Source organism: Mycolicibacterium arseniciresistens (assembly GCF_030519285.1).
Classification (GTDB): domain Bacteria; phylum Actinomycetota; class Actinomycetes; order Mycobacteriales; family Mycobacteriaceae; genus Mycobacterium; species Mycobacterium arseniciresistens.
This window is the reverse complement of record NZ_JAUMSQ010000050.1, coordinates 1-14,560: the sequence shown is the minus strand read 5'-3', so window position 1 is coordinate 14,560 and position 14,560 is coordinate 1. Positions and strand designations below refer to the sequence as shown.

Annotated in this window: 19 protein-coding genes; 9 read left to right on the top strand and 10 right to left on the bottom strand. The window is 65.9% G+C overall.

All coding sequences use genetic code 11. The features are described from left to right. Positions 1-52 precede the first annotated feature (52 nt). The 3 genes from Q2100_RS09605 (at position 53) to Q2100_RS09595 (ending at position 2,231) form a co-directional block, all read left to right on the top strand. Positions 53-463, top strand: a complete 411-nt coding sequence (locus Q2100_RS09605; protein ID WP_302913854.1) for a hypothetical protein — start codon at positions 53-55, stop codon at positions 461-463. A 62-nt stretch (positions 464-525) separates the two neighbouring features. Further along, positions 526-1,317 carry an enoyl-CoA hydratase/isomerase family protein gene (locus Q2100_RS09600; protein ID WP_407667603.1) on the top strand — a complete coding sequence of 264 codons (792 nt, stop codon included), beginning with the start codon at positions 526-528 and terminating at the stop codon, positions 1,315-1,317. A 128-nt stretch (positions 1,318-1,445) separates the two neighbouring features. Continuing rightward, positions 1,446-2,231, top strand: coding sequence for a bestrophin-like domain (locus Q2100_RS09595; RefSeq protein WP_302913852.1), 786 nt, complete (start codon positions 1,446-1,448; stop codon positions 2,229-2,231). A 62-nt stretch (positions 2,232-2,293) separates the two neighbouring features. Here the strand turns inward: Q2100_RS09595 and Q2100_RS09590 are convergent, their stop codons facing one another. After that, the gene (locus Q2100_RS09590) at positions 2,294-2,860 is read right to left on the bottom strand and encodes a TetR/AcrR family transcriptional regulator (protein ID WP_302913851.1); all 567 of its coding nucleotides are present in this window, start codon (positions 2,858-2,860) and stop codon (positions 2,294-2,296) included. Positions 2,861-3,046: 186 nt separating this feature from the next. On the opposite strand from Q2100_RS09590, the gene Q2100_RS09585 reads away from it, so the two are divergent. Then, positions 3,047-4,267, top strand: a complete 1,221-nt coding sequence (locus Q2100_RS09585) for a cytochrome P450 (RefSeq protein WP_302913850.1) — start codon at positions 3,047-3,049, stop codon at positions 4,265-4,267. A gap of 18 nt (positions 4,268-4,285) precedes the next feature. Here the strand turns inward: Q2100_RS09585 and Q2100_RS09580 are convergent, their stop codons facing one another. Further along, positions 4,286-5,632, bottom strand: coding sequence for a DUF1254 domain-containing protein (locus tag Q2100_RS09580; RefSeq protein WP_302913849.1), 1,347 nt, complete (start codon positions 5,630-5,632; stop codon positions 4,286-4,288). Between the two features lie 111 nt (positions 5,633-5,743). On the opposite strand from Q2100_RS09580, the gene Q2100_RS09575 reads away from it, so the two are divergent. After that, positions 5,744-7,147, top strand: coding sequence for a DUF1254 domain-containing protein (locus Q2100_RS09575; protein WP_302913848.1), 1,404 nt, complete (start codon positions 5,744-5,746; stop codon positions 7,145-7,147). On the opposite strand, the gene Q2100_RS09570 is transcribed toward Q2100_RS09575, so the two are convergent. Next, the gene (locus Q2100_RS09570) at positions 7,144-7,710 is read right to left on the bottom strand and encodes a TetR/AcrR family transcriptional regulator (protein ID WP_302913847.1); all 567 of its coding nucleotides are present in this window, start codon (positions 7,708-7,710) and stop codon (positions 7,144-7,146) included. The genes Q2100_RS09575 and Q2100_RS09570 overlap by 4 nt on opposite strands. Before the next feature lie 95 nt (positions 7,711-7,805). On the opposite strand from Q2100_RS09570, the gene Q2100_RS09565 reads away from it, so the two are divergent. Further along, a complete protein-coding gene (locus Q2100_RS09565; protein ID WP_302913846.1) occupies positions 7,806-8,537 on the top strand; it encodes an SDR family oxidoreductase in 732 nt (243 codons plus the stop codon). Between the two features lie 15 nt (positions 8,538-8,552). Here Q2100_RS09565 and Q2100_RS09560 read toward each other — a convergent pair whose 3' ends face one another. Continuing rightward, the gene (locus Q2100_RS09560; RefSeq protein WP_302913845.1) at positions 8,553-8,903 is read right to left on the bottom strand and encodes a hypothetical protein; all 351 of its coding nucleotides are present in this window, start codon (positions 8,901-8,903) and stop codon (positions 8,553-8,555) included. A 201-nt stretch (positions 8,904-9,104) separates the two neighbouring features. Then, the gene (locus Q2100_RS09555) at positions 9,105-9,602 is read right to left on the bottom strand and encodes an SRPBCC family protein (protein WP_302913844.1); all 498 of its coding nucleotides are present in this window, start codon (positions 9,600-9,602) and stop codon (positions 9,105-9,107) included. Positions 9,603-9,758: 156 nt separating this feature from the next. Between Q2100_RS09555 and Q2100_RS09550 the strand changes: the two genes are divergently transcribed. Next, on the top strand, positions 9,759-10,724 hold the full coding sequence (locus tag Q2100_RS09550) for a Bug family tripartite tricarboxylate transporter substrate binding protein (protein WP_302913876.1): 966 nt from the start codon (positions 9,759-9,761) through the stop codon (positions 10,722-10,724). 8 nt (positions 10,725-10,732) lie between these two features. Here the strand turns inward: Q2100_RS09550 and Q2100_RS09545 are convergent, their stop codons facing one another. The 5 genes from Q2100_RS09545 to Q2100_RS09525 all read right to left on the bottom strand — a co-directional run bounded on the left by Q2100_RS09545 (position 10,733) and on the right by Q2100_RS09525 (position 12,888). Then, on the bottom strand, positions 10,733-11,530 hold the full coding sequence (locus tag Q2100_RS09545; RefSeq protein ID WP_302913843.1) for a DUF1206 domain-containing protein: 798 nt from the start codon (positions 11,528-11,530) through the stop codon (positions 10,733-10,735). Then, positions 11,527-11,970, bottom strand: a complete 444-nt coding sequence (locus Q2100_RS09540; RefSeq protein ID WP_302913842.1) for a hypothetical protein — start codon at positions 11,968-11,970, stop codon at positions 11,527-11,529. Before Q2100_RS09540 ends, Q2100_RS09545 begins: the two co-directional genes overlap by 4 nt. Further along, on the bottom strand, positions 11,967-12,380 hold the full coding sequence (locus Q2100_RS09535; protein ID WP_302913841.1) for a hypothetical protein: 414 nt from the start codon (positions 12,378-12,380) through the stop codon (positions 11,967-11,969). The genes Q2100_RS09540 and Q2100_RS09535 overlap by 4 nt, the downstream gene beginning before the upstream one ends. Before the next feature lie 102 nt (positions 12,381-12,482). Beyond that, positions 12,483-12,662, bottom strand: a complete 180-nt coding sequence (locus Q2100_RS09530; protein WP_264014541.1) for a DUF6131 family protein — start codon at positions 12,660-12,662, stop codon at positions 12,483-12,485. Between the two features lie 52 nt (positions 12,663-12,714). After that, positions 12,715-12,888: a CsbD family protein gene (locus tag Q2100_RS09525; RefSeq protein ID WP_302913840.1), complete on the bottom strand. Its 174-nt coding sequence runs from the start codon at positions 12,886-12,888 to the stop codon at positions 12,715-12,717. 329 nt (positions 12,889-13,217) lie between these two features. Here Q2100_RS09525 and Q2100_RS09520 point away from each other — a divergent pair, with 329 nt between their 5' ends. Both Q2100_RS09520 and Q2100_RS09515 read left to right on the top strand, forming a co-directional pair. Then, the gene (locus Q2100_RS09520) at positions 13,218-13,958 is read left to right on the top strand and encodes a TetR/AcrR family transcriptional regulator C-terminal domain-containing protein (protein ID WP_302913839.1); all 741 of its coding nucleotides are present in this window, start codon (positions 13,218-13,220) and stop codon (positions 13,956-13,958) included. 169 nt (positions 13,959-14,127) lie between these two features. After that, positions 14,128-14,508 (top strand): hypothetical protein, encoded by a 381-nt coding sequence (locus tag Q2100_RS09515; RefSeq protein WP_302913838.1) that lies wholly within the window; start codon positions 14,128-14,130, stop codon positions 14,506-14,508. The last annotated feature ends 52 nt before the right edge of the window (positions 14,509-14,560 follow it).

Sequence of the window (14,560 nt, the reverse complement as noted above, 5' to 3'; positions counted from 1 at the left end):
GCATCAAGCCGAAGAGACCACGAATCTCCGGCCGACTTCCTAAGGTAGCGCTATGGCGGAAGACGAAGTAGACCCGGACGTGATCGACGATCTGAACAAGCGGGCGGACGAGGATGATGCGGAATTGCCCGAAGACGTCGAGGTGCCACTCAATGTCAGCGACGACGAGGCGGTGAAGGCCGTCAAACAGCAGTTCAAAGACGCAGGCACAGAATGCACCGATGATGAGGCGCTCGAGTTGGTGAAGGCCGCCAGGAAGAAGGCGGAAAAGAAGAAGAACGAGAAGGAGAAGGAGTCCGACGACAAGTCGGGTGACGACTCGAAGGACGGTTCCGACGACAAGTCGGATGACGATTCGAAGGATGATTCTGACGACAAGTCGGATGACGATTCGAAGGACGGTTCTGACGACAAGTCGGACGACGAGTCGAAGGACAAATCGAAGGACGACTCCGACAAGTAGGACGTGATGTCGGTCTGGGTACCGACACAACGCGTGTAACCCGGTGTGGCACTGTGAGGGCCGTGTCGACTAATCCGATCGTGCTCGAAGCGACCACAACGCCCGCGGGGGCCGACGTGGTGACGCTGACCTTCGACAACGGCCCGCTGAACCTGTTCGACCAGGCGACGTTCGACTCTCTGGTCGCCCGCATCGCGGAAGTGGCCGCGAACCCGCCACGCGCATTACTGCTCCGCGCCGAGGGCAAGGTCAACTCGGCGGGCGTCGACGTCCACGTCTTCCAGGGGTTGACCGCGGAACAGGGCGCGGACCTGTGGCGTCGACTGTTCGCCGAAGTGATCCATCCTCTCGAGCAGCTGCCGTGCCCGGTGGTGTACGCCGCGCACGGACTCACTCTCACGGCGGCGTTCGAGATCGCGCTCGGCTGCGACATCATCCTGGCGGCGCCGAAGGCGAAGTTCGGACTGGTCGAGATCGTGGTCGGGTTGACGCCGTCGATGGGCGGACCGCAGCGGCTCGCGGAACGGGCCGGCTCCGGCCGCGCGCGGGAGCTCGTCATGACGGGCGACCTCTACGACGCCGCAACCATGGCCGACTGGGGCGTGGTGAACGCCGTTTACGACGACGTCGACGCCGCGGCTCGCGCGCTCACCGTGCGCCTCGCGGACGGACCGACCAAGGCGAATGCGGCGACCAAGGAGATCATCGCGGCGTGGCGATCGGGCGGTGTTCACCATGCCGACGGGGTCACCCCGGAGGTGTCCGGCGCTCTGTTCGCCACCGAAGACCTGCAGAACGCGGTCGTGAGCTTCCTCGACTCCGGACCCGGTCACGCCACCTTCAGCGGACGCTGATTAGTTCGCGCCTCACCGCGTCTTCGGCCGACCGGCACGGTCATTCGCATCAGCGATTTCGCGAGCGACCCCGTCTTTCGGAGTAACGTTCACCAGGCGTTCTTGCCCCGATTCCGGGGAGGTGGCCGATGGCGGGGATGGGTCTTCCCGGATTGTGGCTGTTCCTGATCGCGGTGGTCGCGGCGTCGATCGCGCTCGCGGTTTTCGGTATCTGGCTGGCCAACCGCACGGCGGACCGCCGGAATGACGGCGACACCAATACATCGCTTTCGCCCTTCCTGACCACCGTCGCTCTGGTCTACGGCGCGCTCCTGGGATTCACGGTCGTCGTGGCATGGGAGCAGTTCTCCTCGGCCGAGGCGACGGTGAGCAACGAGGCCTCGACGCTGACGACGATGTACCGGCAGACCGTCGGGATGTCGGGCCCGAAACAAAGTCAACTTCGCGACGCATTGCGCGACTACACGATGGCTGTCGACGCCGAGTGGGACAGCCAATACGAGGGCGACGGCAACGAGGTGGCCCGCTCGGCCATCACCGACATGTACCGAATACTGGGTAGTCAACCGGCCGATGAGGCGTCGCGACCCCTCGACGGCGAATTCCTCAAGCAATTGGCCACCCTCGCCTCGGACCGTAACGCCCGGTTCCTCGACGCCCGGCCGCGAATACCCGGGTTGCTCTGGGTCGGGCTTCTGTTCGGCGGCATGCTGCTCGTCGCCCTGATGACTTTCTCGCGACTGGAGAACCGGCGAGTCCACCTGCTGCTGTCCGGTTCTGTTGCGGTACTACTCGGGCTCCTGCTGTTCATCGTGTTCTGGCTCGACCGGCCGTTCGGCCGCGACCTGGGAGTCACGCCGGCGCCGTTCGCAGACGCGCTGACGATCTTCGACACCGTGGACCGGGGGAGTTAGGCGAAGCCATCGACTCGACGTCGTACCGCTTCGACCTTGAGGCGATGTGTCAGTGCCACAGGCTATTCGGCCGAGCATCGACCGGCGGCCGACAACCCGGGCGAAACGATCCTCCGCAGCATGTCGTGCTCGACCGCCGGATCGCCGAGGGGCAGGTAAACAAGGGACAGCACAACGTGGACGACCCAGACCGCTGCCTGCGGATCGTCAGTCAGGCCGGTGAGTTCAGCGGCGATGTGCGCCAGCGCAGGGGATGACTGCAATTCACCCAATTCGGACATCGTCTTCGAACCCGCCATCAGTCGCCGAAGTGGCTCCGACCGCATCTCGGCGAGTGCGACGGTGATCGCCGTCAACACCCGCTCATGGCCGCTGAGCCCCTCGACCGCGCAGCGGACGGTGTCGACGACGCCCGCGGCCAGCCGCATCAGGACCGCATCGCGAATCTGCGATTTGCCGCCCGCATAGCGGTAGACCGTGGCTCTCGAGCAATGCACCCGCCCAGCCAGTGTTTCGATGTCGAACGCGTCCAGCCCGTCGCGGAGCGCGAGGTCGGTCGCTGCGGCGTAGATCCGGTCTGCTGCAGCGGCGCGACGATCTCCGCCGACGACCCAATCCTCCCGGGCCATGGCTCACCTCCTGCAGACGTCAGCGACCGAACGTCGCAGATCTGAGACATTATGGCATAAAGGTCTCAGCCGCTGTGCAGGTAGCAGGCTGGCGCTGAGATATCGGTCGAACTCTTCTGCCGCGGCCGGTTTCAACTTCGCTGAACCCTGTTGACGCCGACGCCGGACGGCGCTCAGCGTGAACCGATGACACAGCAGGCGGACGCTCTGGGCATTCAGCTGTTCGACAGCCGATATCTGCAGGATCCCTATCCGCTCTACGAGCGCATGCACGCCTCGGGACCGGTTCACCGGGTCGGTGACTCCGATTTCTACGCAGTGTCCGCTTGGGATGCGATCAACGAGGCGGTCACCCGGTGTGACGACTTCTCCTCGAATCTGACCGCGACGATGAAGTACGACAACGATGGCACGGTGAGCGCGTTCGCCATGGACGCACTCGGCGGAGCGACGCAGGTGCTGGCCACGGCGGACGATCCGGCGCATGCGGCGCACCGGAAGGCGCTGGTACGGCATCTGGCGGCCAAGCGCATCGGGACCGCAGAGCCGTTCATCGCCGAGACCGCCACCCGGCTCTGGGACGCCAATGGCCGAGGCGGGCGAATCGAATGGATGAGCGCGGTGGCCAACCGGCTGCCGATGATGGTCGTCGGACGGATCATCGGCGTCCCGGACGAGGACGTCGACAGCCTCGTCGCCTGGGGGTACGCCGCGACACAGTTGCTGGAAGGTCTGGTCGACGACGATGTTCGCACCGCCGCAAGCATCGCGGTCATGGAGCTCAGCGGCTACATCACAGACCAGTTCCATCACGCCGCAGGCAGCCCGAGGGACAACCTCCTCGGCGACCTCGCCACGGCCTGCGCGGCAAGCGAGATGGATGACATCGCCGCGCAGGTCATGATGATCACGTTGTTCAGCGCCGGCGGCGAATCCACCGCATCGTTGATCGGTTCGGCCGCATGGGTGTTGGCCACGCGCCCGGATATTCAGCAGCAGGTGCGCGACCAACCGGAATCGTTCGGCGCCTTCCTGGAGGAGGTGCTGCGCTTCGAACCGCCGTTCCGCGCGCACTACCGCCACGTCGTCGGCGACACCACCCTGGGCGGGGTCGACCTTCCGGCCGGGTCACGCCTGATCCTTCTGTGGGGAGCTGCCAACCGGGACCCATCACATTTCGATGATCCGGAGTCGTTTCGGCTGGATCGTGCAGTCGGCAAGCGGCACATCGCGTTCGGCAAGGGTGCGCATTTCTGCGTCGGCGCCGCCCTTGCCCGCCTCGAGGCGACGATCGTGCTCAGTCAGCTCCTGCAGCGAACCACGCGTATCCGAGCGGCGGAAACGGGGCGATGGCTACCGAGCCTGCTCGTGCGGCGCCTCGAACGCCTAGAACTCGAGTTCCTGTGATCGGCTGGGGACTACCGCTCACCTGACGAGTTGGATGTCCGGCAGCGTCCAGGTCTTGTCGAACAACGGTGGTGTCGGCCCGTAGAAGCGGAACAGGACCTCGAACTGCTCGCCGCTGCGGGTGGGAATCCAGTTGCCCTCCCCGCCCGCGGTCGGGCTGGGTCCGAACACCAGCTCGACCGAACCGTCGGCGTCGGAGTGCAATTCCGGCCTGTGGGACGAGCGGCTGGCCCAGGGCACGCCGCGAATCAGGGTGTGGGTCGCCCGGTTGTAAGCCGTGGCCGACCAGTACAGGGTGACCGGAACTCGGGCAGGCACCGTGAGCCGGTAGGTCGACGATCCGTCCAGCGGGTCGCCGTTGGCATCTCTGACGGTCATCAGATAGAACTGCCCGGTGCCGAGCCGTTTCGCGCTGAAGAAGGCGATCGAGTAGCTCATGGCCCGGTCGTCGATGGGATAGGTCTCGGGATTGCCGTAGTTGCCCGTGCTGGCTTCGATCAGCGCGGGTGAGGCGGGAAGCGCCCAGCGGGTGTCGGCATAGAACGGGGTCTCGTAGACCTGTTCGTATCGGTCGTCGACCCAGGCGCGCACCTCCCGCATGGCAGCAGTCAGCTTTTCGGTCGTCGCCGGGTCGGGAGCGAACGGCTGACCTTTCACGATGCCGATCGAACGACAGATGTCGATCATCGCTTTGTCGCGGGTGAGCCGCGGTTCGGCCTGTACTCGCCGGTCGAGCGCTTCGAAATACGTCGCGTCATAGGGAATTTCGGCGTCGAACAACACGTCAGCGGCATCGATGAACGTCGTCTGCGGGTCGTCACCCACCTCCTCGAGCGGATAGAACCGCACCGTCCGGCCGTAGGCGACAGCATCCGCGATGTCGTCGGCGGTGCCGCCGCCCAGATTGGAGCGCAGGATCGCGTAACCCGAGTACGTCGAGGACCTCAGCGCGATGTAACCGTCGGGCGGGTCCTGCTGGTATCCGGGCGGGAGGATGAGGAACTTGCCGCCCTCGCCCGCGTCGATGCCGGCGGGGCCGACGTCCTCGAGCGCGCACTGCCACGCGTCGTCGACCGAGCCGGTGATCGAGCCCTCGCCGGCCGGCGGTATCTCCAGGACGACGGGGCCGTCGGTGGTGTCGTAGAACGGCATCAGGTAGACGGCGTCCGGGTTCGGTGTCAACGTCTGGTTCTTCCAGTCAAGCAGGCGGGACCAGTACACGATCTGGTTGGGCCCGCCATGGGCGTCCCGCACGAGCGCCTGGTACATCGCGTCGTAATTCACTGCCGGCATACCCCAGATCGCGGCCTCCACCGCGCGGCGATACAGACTCCGCTCGTGCAATTCGGCGCGCGTCATGGTCATCGGTATCGCCTTCCTGAGCGCCGTCGCCACCTCGTGGATCGCCTCCGGGCTTCAGTCAACCCGCCCAGGGCAATACCGTCGAGGTGCGAACACGGAAAAAGGGGTGACGTTATGGGTGAGCTCCCTGGACGGTTGGGTGCCGTCGGACGCGACCGAGAACTGCCGCGGCGCGAGGACCTGCCGTTGATCTTCGACGAGCTGGACTATCAGATGGCCTGTCAGGCCTACCTGTGGGCGCTCCCGCTGGTGTCGTATGCGCAATGGCAGAAGGTGCACACCGAGGTGTTCGGCGCGGGCGCCTGCGATCTGGTCGTCTACCGGACCTACCGCGACAGGCTCGGGATCATCACCGCCAACGCGACCACCCCCTACATCCTCGCCATGCTCGACCTGGGAGAGACGGGACCACTGGTGATCGAGCTGCCTGCCGGTCACACCGCCGGCGGCATCTCCGACTTCTGGCAACGCGAGATCGCCGTCCTCGGAGAGATGGGACCGGAACGCGGCGCCGGCGGCAGGCACCTCGTGCTCCCGCCTGGTGCCGGAACACCCGAGCACACCGACGATCTCCGAGTACACCATGCCAGCGGGATGAACGTCATGTTCGGGTTCCGCACCCTCGATCCGGACCCGGACCGCGCGCAGGCCCTCGTCGAGGGCGTCAAGATCTATCCCCTCGCCGACCCGGTGGGCGCCGCGCCGACGCGGCTGATATCACCCGATGGGCGGCCCTGGTCCGGCGACCAACCACGAGGAATGCAGTACTGGGAGCGGTTGCACGACATCTATCAACGCGAGATCGTCGACGAACGCGACCGGTTCTACCTCGCCATGCTCGCCCAACTCGGCATCGAGAAGGGAAAGCCCTTCGCACCCGGTGAGCGGCTCACCGACATCCTGTCCGCTGCCGCGCAAGCCGGCGAGTTGATGGCTCAGGCCAACTCCTTCGCCAAACGGTTCCCGGACTCCCGCTACTGGCCCGACCGTCGCTGGGACCTCGTGTTGGCGCTCGACGAATCCAGCCAGCGCACTAACTATTACGACCAACTCCTGGAGCGCGCCGCCTGGTTCTACGAGGCCGTGAGCTTCTCCGCCGCGATGAAGAGCCAGACGCCGGGGCTGGGGCAGGCATACCTGAGCTGCTACACCGACAGCGCAGGGCGGTGGCTCGACGGCGGCAACGACTACACCCTGCACATTCCCGCCAACCCGCCCGCCAAGCTCTTCTGGTCGGCCACGGTGTACTCAGCCGACACCCGCTGCCTGATCGACAACCCGCAGCAGCGAGGTGACCGAGGATCGCGCAATCCCGACCTCGCCTACAACGACGACGGATCAGTGACCCTGTACTTCGGCCCCGAGGAACCGGCAAATCACGAATCCAATTGGATACAAACCATTCCGGATCAGCACTGGTTCGCATACTTCCGGCTCTACGGTCCGCTCGAGGCGTACTTCGACCGCAGTTGGCGGCTCGCCGACATCACCGCCGCCGGCCAGAGCGGTTCCAACTAGCGGAACACTCCGGCGGTCGCCAGCGCCACCCGGCGCCGCGCGCGCTTCGGCTTGTCGCCGAAGCGGTCGATGGCCCAGGACACCGCCGTGACGAGTTCGAACAGTTCCTCGGCGGTGACGGACGCCGACGCCGATCCGTGGTCACGGGCCCGCTGTAGGAAGTCGCGGGTGCGGTCGGTGAGCCGCGTGTTGACGTCCTTGACCGGTGAGTCGGCGTCGTCCACTGCACCGGCGATGCAGGTCGGCAGGTCGTGCCAGATCCGCAGTCGCCACGCGAGCCGAAAGAGCCACTCGCGCAGCGCATCATCGACCGACCGATCGCGTTCGAATCCGACGGCCTCGGCCAACAGGTCCGCCACGCTGTCCTCGATCACCGCGGCCAGCAGGTCGTCCCGAGTGGGGAAGTTGCGGTACAGGGTGGCATTGCCGACGCCGGCGGCGGTGGCGATGCCGTCGATGGGGGCGAAGATCCCGTCGGTGTCGAACGCCACTCGAGCAGCGCGCAGTATCGCCTCGCGGTTGCGGCGGGCGTCGGCGCGGAGCGGACGCGACACTGTGGCCACCGATTCGACCTCCGCTTCGAGGAATAACTGGGGATGCTCCCCACTTGTCTAGGTGGGGACGTACCCCACTTACACACACTACGGCGGGAGTCACGATGACGGAGCAACTCGAGGGACGGACGGTGCTGATCACCGGAGCGAACGGCGGTCTCGGCGGTGAATTCGTACGACAGGCCCTCGAACGCGGGGCGCGACGGGTCTACGCCACCGCCCGGAGGCCGCGGGAGTGGAACGACGACCGCGTGGTGCCGTTGCGGCTCGACCTGACCGACACGGCCTCCGTCGCCCAGGCTGCGGCGGCCGCGACGGAGGTGGACCTCGTGGTGAACAACGCAGCCGTCGCACCCGAGGAGGATTTCTCCGTCCTGACCGGCGAGGAGGACGTCGCGCGCCGGATCTTCGAGACCAACTACTTCGGCAATCTGCGCGTCGCCAAGGCGTTCGCACCGGTGCTGGCCGCCAACGGTGGCGGCGCTCTGCTCAACGTGCTGTCACTGGCCGCCTGGATCCCGATGCCGACGGCCTATGCGGCATCGAAGGCCGCGATGTGGTCGGCCACCAATGCGCTACGGGCCGAACTGACGTCGCAGCGGACGAGCGTCACCGGGCTGATCGTCGGGATGATCGACACCGCGATGGTCACCCGCTTCGAGGTACCGAAGAGCAGTCCGGCGAGCGTGGTGGGGCAGGCATACGACGGTGTCGCCGCAGGCGCGTTCGAGGTGCTCGCCGATGACGATTCCAGGGACGTGAAGGCCCGCTTGAGCGGCAGCGCCGAGGAGCTCAACGCCTATCTCGCCGAGGCGCTCGCGGCCGTCACGGTCTGACAGCGACCCGCGGTCTCAGCAGTAGGATGTCATCCCGCTGGGGTGGATCTTCTCGATGACGGCGCCGGGCGGGATCGGCTGGCCGAAGGCCATGCACCACGGCACCCCGTTCTTGAGCACCATGATGCCTGGGCCGGCGCTGGGTTTCGGGTTCAGCGCCTCGTTCGCCTGATCGACGCCCTGCTGGACGTTGTCGATGACCTGGTTGGCGATACCCGCGCCCGGGTTCTTCTGCTGCTCCTGGCACTGCTGGTCGTCCGGAGGGCAGGGCGGCGGCGGATCGGCGTTGGCGATCGGCGCCGCGAGCAGGAAAGCGGCGGCGCCGGCCGCCAAGGCCGATGCCACCATGGTGGAGGGTTTGCGCACGCGATGACCCTAGCGGCGATCGCCGTCCATCCACCACGCGAGACAGCAAGCGCGGCACGGGGTGCTTGTCAACGCAATCAACGCGTCGGGACACACTGCGTTGTCTCGAGTGAAGTTCCTGCTCACAGTGTTGCCGCAGCTGTGTGCAGATGATCTTGACCAGCAGTTACGCATCGTAATACCCGGCCGACCCGCAAATTCTCACGCCCGCTCCGCCAGCTCCGCCAGATTCTTCAACGAAGTGTCCAGATGCTCGGGGCCGAACGGCGGGAACTCGATGTCGCGGTTCTCCGGCGGCACTTGAGACCAGTCGTAGCTCAACGTGACCTCGGTCCGGTCGGCGGTGACCGCCTCGAGGTCGTAGCGCCAGATCCACCCGCCCCACTCGACGGGGCCGTCGTCGGTCTCGCGACCGGGGATGTGGCGGGGTTCGGCCCCGGGCTGCCAGGCGATGGCGCGCGGCCGGTCGAACACCTCCACCCGGTTCGACATCTCGTAGTTCTTGTTCGGATGACCGTCGTGGTACATCCCCATCCGGAAGATCTGGCCGGCCGCGGTCAGGCGTTCGCCGTCGACAGCGTGCCGCACCCCTCCGCCGCGACCTATCGCCACATGAGCCGCCGGATCGGCCAGCACGTCGAACACGGTCTCCGCCGCGGCATCGATCGTGATGCTCGCTGCGATGCGCTCTTCAGTCATGCCCATACCGACTACCCGAGGCGAGGAAATCCATCGAGCATCGACCGCAACGCGCGACTTTCGTGTACAGCTTCTGGGTGGGCTCAGCTCTCAGCGACTGAACGCGCTGGCTGCCGGCCGCGACACTCGAGCTAGGAGCATTCCCCCGTGAAGATCATGCACGCCATCGCCACTGTGGCGGTCTCGACGCTGGTGCTGACCGGTTGTCAGGACGCCGAGTCGGCGCCCGCCGCAGACGCTTACCCGTCGGGACCCGTCACGATGACGGCCGGTGCCAACCCCGGAAGCGGGTTCGACCTCACGATCCGCTCGGTCGTCGACGCGCTGCAGAAGGAGGGAATCGTCGAGGTTCCGCTCCCGGTGGAGAACCGGCCGGGAGCGAGCGGCGCGGATTTCCTGACAACCATGGTCGAGCAGGACAAGGGCAGAGGCGACCAGGTCTCCGTCACGTCGCTGTCGATCATGATGAACGAGCTGCGGGGCGTGTCGAAGTACGGGTACGACGACGTCACCATGATCGCCCGTCTGATGACCGAGTACTACGTCGTCGTCACCGCTGCGAACTCACCGTTCGCGAATCTCGGCGACCTCATGACCGCCATCAAGGCGGATCCCGGTCGTGTCCTGGTTGGTGCCGCCAACGACGACGAAGCACCCTTCGACCTCCTGGTCTCGGCGGCAGGCGGCGACCCGTTGACCATCGAGTACGTCACCCAGGAGGGAGGCGGCGACCAGAACGCCGCGCTGCGTGACGGTGCCATAAGTGTGGCGATCGGCGGCGTCAGCGAGTTCGTCGGCCAACTCAAGTCAGGCGAGCTCGCGGCGCTCGGTGTACTCGCCGAGAACCGGCTGCCCGGCCTCGAGGCGCCCACCGCACGGGAACAAGGGCTCGACGTCACGCTGTCGAACTGGCGCGGACTCTACGGTCCACCGGCCATGCCGGAGGTCGCCGTCGCGTTCTGGCAGAAGGCGCTCGGCGAGATGGTGAAATCGCCCACCTGGCAGCAGATTTCCGAGCGGAACCAGTTCACCACCACCTTCATGACCGGCCAGGAGTTCTCGACCTTCCTGGCCGATACCCAGGCGGACGTCAAGGCCGCGCTGGGGGAGGCAGGTCGCTGATCAGACCGCTACATCTTGGTGTAGCGCGCCATGGCGAAGCTGTACAGGCCATAGGTGATGATTCCCAGGCCGGCGAGGATGAGAAGAATCGCTCCGAACGGCTGGGCTCCGAGTGTCTTGAGTGCGCCGTCGAGTCCCGTGGCCTTGCTGGGCTCGGAGAAACACGCGGCGATGATGACCAGCACCCCGGCACCGGCGATGACGAGTCCTTTCGCGACGTAACCGATGACACCGAGTCGCCGCACCAGGTCGCTGGCGTTGCCGTTGAGATCATCGAGGAATTTGCGGCCCGCTCCCTTGTAGACGTGGTACCCGCCGACGGCGGCGATGACGATACCGACGGTCACCAAGAGGACGGTGCCGCCGCCGGATTGCATGAGCCGGGCGCTCAGGCCGACATTCTGGTCACCTGTGGACTTCCCGGCACCGCGGGCGAATCCCAAGGTGGAGTAGGCGAATCCGAAATAGACGACGGCCAGGGCGAACGCCTTTGCCCGGTCGACGCTTTCCAGCATCGGACTTTGGCGCTTCGGGTCGGTGGAGCGGCCGAGCAGCGTCTCGGCGATGCGCCACATCGCCATGATCGCGAATGCGACCACCGCGACCCAGAGCGCGACGATGCCGCCTGGCTTGACCGCCAGAGCCGACAGGGCGCCGGATTGGTCGGCGGTGCCGCCGGTACCGAGCGCGATCTGAATCGCCAGGTAGCCGATGACGATGTGAAGCAACCCGCTGACCACGTAGCCGGCCCGGGCGACGCGCTCGAAGACGCTGTTCTGGGCGATGTCCGCCAATGTGCCTGTCACACCGCACTCACCGCATGAGTGTGAGGGCACGCTCCAAGGGCCGAATTGGCTTCGCTGATCACCGTCTGACGTCGTGACTCCTCTGCGGCGACCGCATCCCGGGCGTGGCCGGCCGCAGCCTGGGCGGCATAGGCGTCGGCGGAAGCGGTGGTCAGCAGGCCGTGGAACTCCGGCAAGCGGTCCTGTACGTCTTCGACGGTGGTGTGGGTGGCGATCATCTGCGAGGGGTCATCGGCTGACACCTCGAGTCCGATCGATCGGTGCACCTCGAGTTCGTGTATCTCGTAATTCGTCAGGGGTCGGCACAGTTTCAGCAGCACGTCGTAGCGGGGGCTGTCCTGTGGTGAGAGTTCGAGTTTGACGATCTTGAGGTGACTCGCCGGCAATTGCTCCTGTCCGGGCGTGGCAGCCGCCGACGTGTTCGGGTGCGCCGGGGTCATCGGGACCCGGCCGCGGGCCGCGTCTCGTCGTGGGGGGCCGCTTCACGGCTCTGCGGCGCAGGGGAGGCTGGATCAAGGGCGTCGGCACGCTCGAACTGTTGGTTGAGGTCATCGCGAGAGGTGGTCGCCTCGTGACGATGACCGGCGGCCTGCTGCTGCAGTCCCTTTGCCTGGGCCGCTTTGACATCGGCTTCGGCTTGAGCGGCGCGGGCTTTGGCCGCGGTCTCCTCGGCGCGCGCTTCGCGCTGTGTGACGTGCCGGTCCTCTTCTCGGGCTTGGCCGCGGATGTTCTCCGCTTCGGTATGGCGGTGCTGATCACGCTTCTTGCGGGCCACCCAGGCAAGAGCCGCGAGGAGCAGCAGTGCCACGAGCGCGACGACGACGATCAAGACGATGGTGTTGGTGTCCATGTGCATTCCTTAGGTCGATGAGGTGAAGAATCTGCTCACAGGTGGCGCAGAAGTGTTTTCTGACAGTCGGTTTGCTGTGCGAAAGCTGCCGTGCGGCTGGTTTCAGTAGTAGTGACGTCGACCGCCCACCGCGTGTCCCATCCGTCCCACCACGAGCAGGATCAAGCCGACAACGAGAAGAAGTATCCCGATCACCAACAGGATCTGGGCGAAGGCGAAAGTCGGGACCAGGCTTGGAAGCAGGAGTCCGAGCACGATGAGGACGATTCCGAGAACGATCATGATGTGGACCTGATTTCTGACGAGATGTGTTGGAGGACAGGCCAGGAGGAATTCATCGCTTGAAGACGTCCTTCAGCTTTGCCCCCGACTGTTTGGCATTGGCCTTTGCCTGTTCCGCGCGTCCCTCGGTGCGTAGGCGGGTGTTCCCCACGGCGCGTCCGAGGATCTTCTTGGTCGCACCCCGGGCGGCTTCGGCCTGATGGGCGATCGTCTTACTGATGGTCATGGTGTTCCTTTGTGTGGTGTTGCGGACCGGCGCCGGTCGTGGGCCGGCTATGGGGTGGCTGCGACCGCGTCGGCCGACGGGGGTGACGCGCTGCTTTGCGTGCGGTCTCGTGTTCGCGATCCGACGAGTCGGCGGTGGGCGCCGGTCACGGCAATCGGGGAAACGATCAAACCGATGACGATCATGTGGTGCCTCAGACTCTCTAGAACTCCAGTACACACCCGCTCAGCCTCAGTGTCAACAGCGTTGACCCACACTGTTGGTCTATGGTGTGGTCACAAGTCACAAGTCACAAGTCACAAGTCACGAGTCGCGTGGAGGTGCAGGCGATGGCTGGACGGTTGGATCGCACGGACGGCGGGCATAACGGCAGGCACCCCACGGGTATCGGGGCCGACGTGCGCGCTGCACCCATTTCGCGCGATCTCATCCTGCACACTGCGCTGGCGATCCTCGACCGCGACGGTGAGAGCGGACTGTCCATGCGCCGCCTCAGCGAAGCGCTGAACCGGGATCCGGCAGTGCTCTACCGCCACGTCCCGAATAAGGGTGCTGTGCTCGACGGTGTCGCCGAGATCCTCTTGAGTCAGCTCACGGTGGACCGTGGTGACCCCGACTGGATCCGTCAATTGCGTTGTGTCGCGCACGAATACCGTCGACTCGCTATGGCGCACCCCAACGCGGCGACGCTGTTGGTCACCCGACCGCTGGCCACCCCGCTCGGACAGCGGTCTCCGGGAATGTTGCGTCCTCTCGAGGACGTGCTCGCCCTGCTGACATCGGCTGGATTCACCGGAACGGACGCGCTCCACGTCTACCGGGTGCTCTTCGGCTACCTCCACGGCCACATCCTCGACGAACTGCAGGAGATCGTAGAACGCCCTGAGGAGACCGATCACGTGCTGCGGTTGGGGCTGCACCGGTTTCCGGTGAATGAGTTCCCGAACCTGCGCGAAATGGCACCCGTTCTGTCGGCGTACGACGGGGCCAGTGAACTCGACCGTGGCCTCGACCTCATCCTCAGCGGGCTGACCGCGACCCTCGTCACCACCGGCAGCGCGGCACCCTGACGACGAGCCGGCCCGGCTCTTCTCTCTCTGCACGACCTTGCCGCGCGACCAGGAAACCCTTGCCTCGCACGGGAGAACTCTGGCCTGTGGGCGATTACGGACACCCCCCTGCGGCGAGCAACATTCTTCTCAGCACCCAGGCACCAGCCCCGCCCGAGAGGAACTCACCATGACCACTTCGAACACCCGCAAGCTGACCCGCTTCCGCTACGCGGCCACGATGCTCGGCACACTCGCCATCTTCGCCCTGGCCCCGGCCACCGCGAACGCAACCGACAACGATCCCGGCCCCGCCGGCAGTTGCAACTACACCGACGCCGACGGCCACAACATCCCGATCGACGACGGTCAGGACGTCATCGTCGACGGCAAGATCGTCTCTTGCCGCGGCGGGTCCATCGTCATCACCACCGCCCCCAAGCGAGGCGCAGGCAACATCCGGCCCGAGATCGTCGAGCCCGGCCTCGCGGTCGTCGAGCAGTCGCCCAAGCCGCCCAAGCAGCCCCGGCCGGTCACCCAGAATCCGCCGCTGATCGCCGCACAGCCCTGACATCCGCGCCGCCCACCCGGCCCGCCACCTAGAGGTGGCGGGCCGGCCGCGG

What these genes read in the sequence shown, in the direction of transcription:
- Q2100_RS09605 (WP_302913854.1), top strand. Translation starts at nt 53, where the DNA reads ATGGCGGAAGACGAAGTAGACCCGGACGTGATCGACGATCTGAACAAG.
- Q2100_RS09595 (WP_302913852.1), top strand. Translation starts at nt 1,446, where the DNA reads ATGGCGGGGATGGGTCTTCCCGGATTGTGGCTGTTCCTGATCGCGGTG.
- Q2100_RS09590 (WP_302913851.1), bottom strand. Translation starts at nt 2,860, where the DNA reads ATGGCCCGGGAGGATTGGGTCGTCGGCGGAGATCGTCGCGCCGCTGCA.
- Q2100_RS09585 (WP_302913850.1), top strand. Translation starts at nt 3,047, where the DNA reads ATGACACAGCAGGCGGACGCTCTGGGCATTCAGCTGTTCGACAGCCGA.
- Q2100_RS09580 (WP_302913849.1), bottom strand. Translation starts at nt 5,632, where the DNA reads ATGACCATGACGCGCGCCGAATTGCACGAGCGGAGTCTGTATCGCCGC.
- Q2100_RS09575 (WP_302913848.1), top strand. Translation starts at nt 5,744, where the DNA reads ATGGGTGAGCTCCCTGGACGGTTGGGTGCCGTCGGACGCGACCGAGAA.
- Q2100_RS09565 (WP_302913846.1), top strand. Translation starts at nt 7,806, where the DNA reads ATGACGGAGCAACTCGAGGGACGGACGGTGCTGATCACCGGAGCGAAC.
- Q2100_RS09555 (WP_302913844.1), bottom strand. Translation starts at nt 9,602, where the DNA reads ATGACTGAAGAGCGCATCGCAGCGAGCATCACGATCGATGCCGCGGCG.
- Q2100_RS09550 (WP_302913876.1), top strand. Translation starts at nt 9,759, where the DNA reads ATGCACGCCATCGCCACTGTGGCGGTCTCGACGCTGGTGCTGACCGGT.
- Q2100_RS09540 (WP_302913842.1), bottom strand. Translation starts at nt 11,970, where the DNA reads ATGACCCCGGCGCACCCGAACACGTCGGCGGCTGCCACGCCCGGACAG.
- Q2100_RS09535 (WP_302913841.1), bottom strand. Translation starts at nt 12,380, where the DNA reads ATGGACACCAACACCATCGTCTTGATCGTCGTCGTCGCGCTCGTGGCA.
- Q2100_RS09530 (WP_264014541.1), bottom strand. Translation starts at nt 12,662, where the DNA reads ATGATCGTTCTCGGAATCGTCCTCATCGTGCTCGGACTCCTGCTTCCA.
- Q2100_RS09525 (WP_302913840.1), bottom strand. Translation starts at nt 12,888, where the DNA reads ATGACCATCAGTAAGACGATCGCCCATCAGGCCGAAGCCGCCCGGGGT.
- Q2100_RS09520 (WP_302913839.1), top strand. Translation starts at nt 13,218, where the DNA reads ATGGCTGGACGGTTGGATCGCACGGACGGCGGGCATAACGGCAGGCAC.
- Q2100_RS09515 (WP_302913838.1), top strand. Translation starts at nt 14,128, where the DNA reads ATGACCACTTCGAACACCCGCAAGCTGACCCGCTTCCGCTACGCGGCC.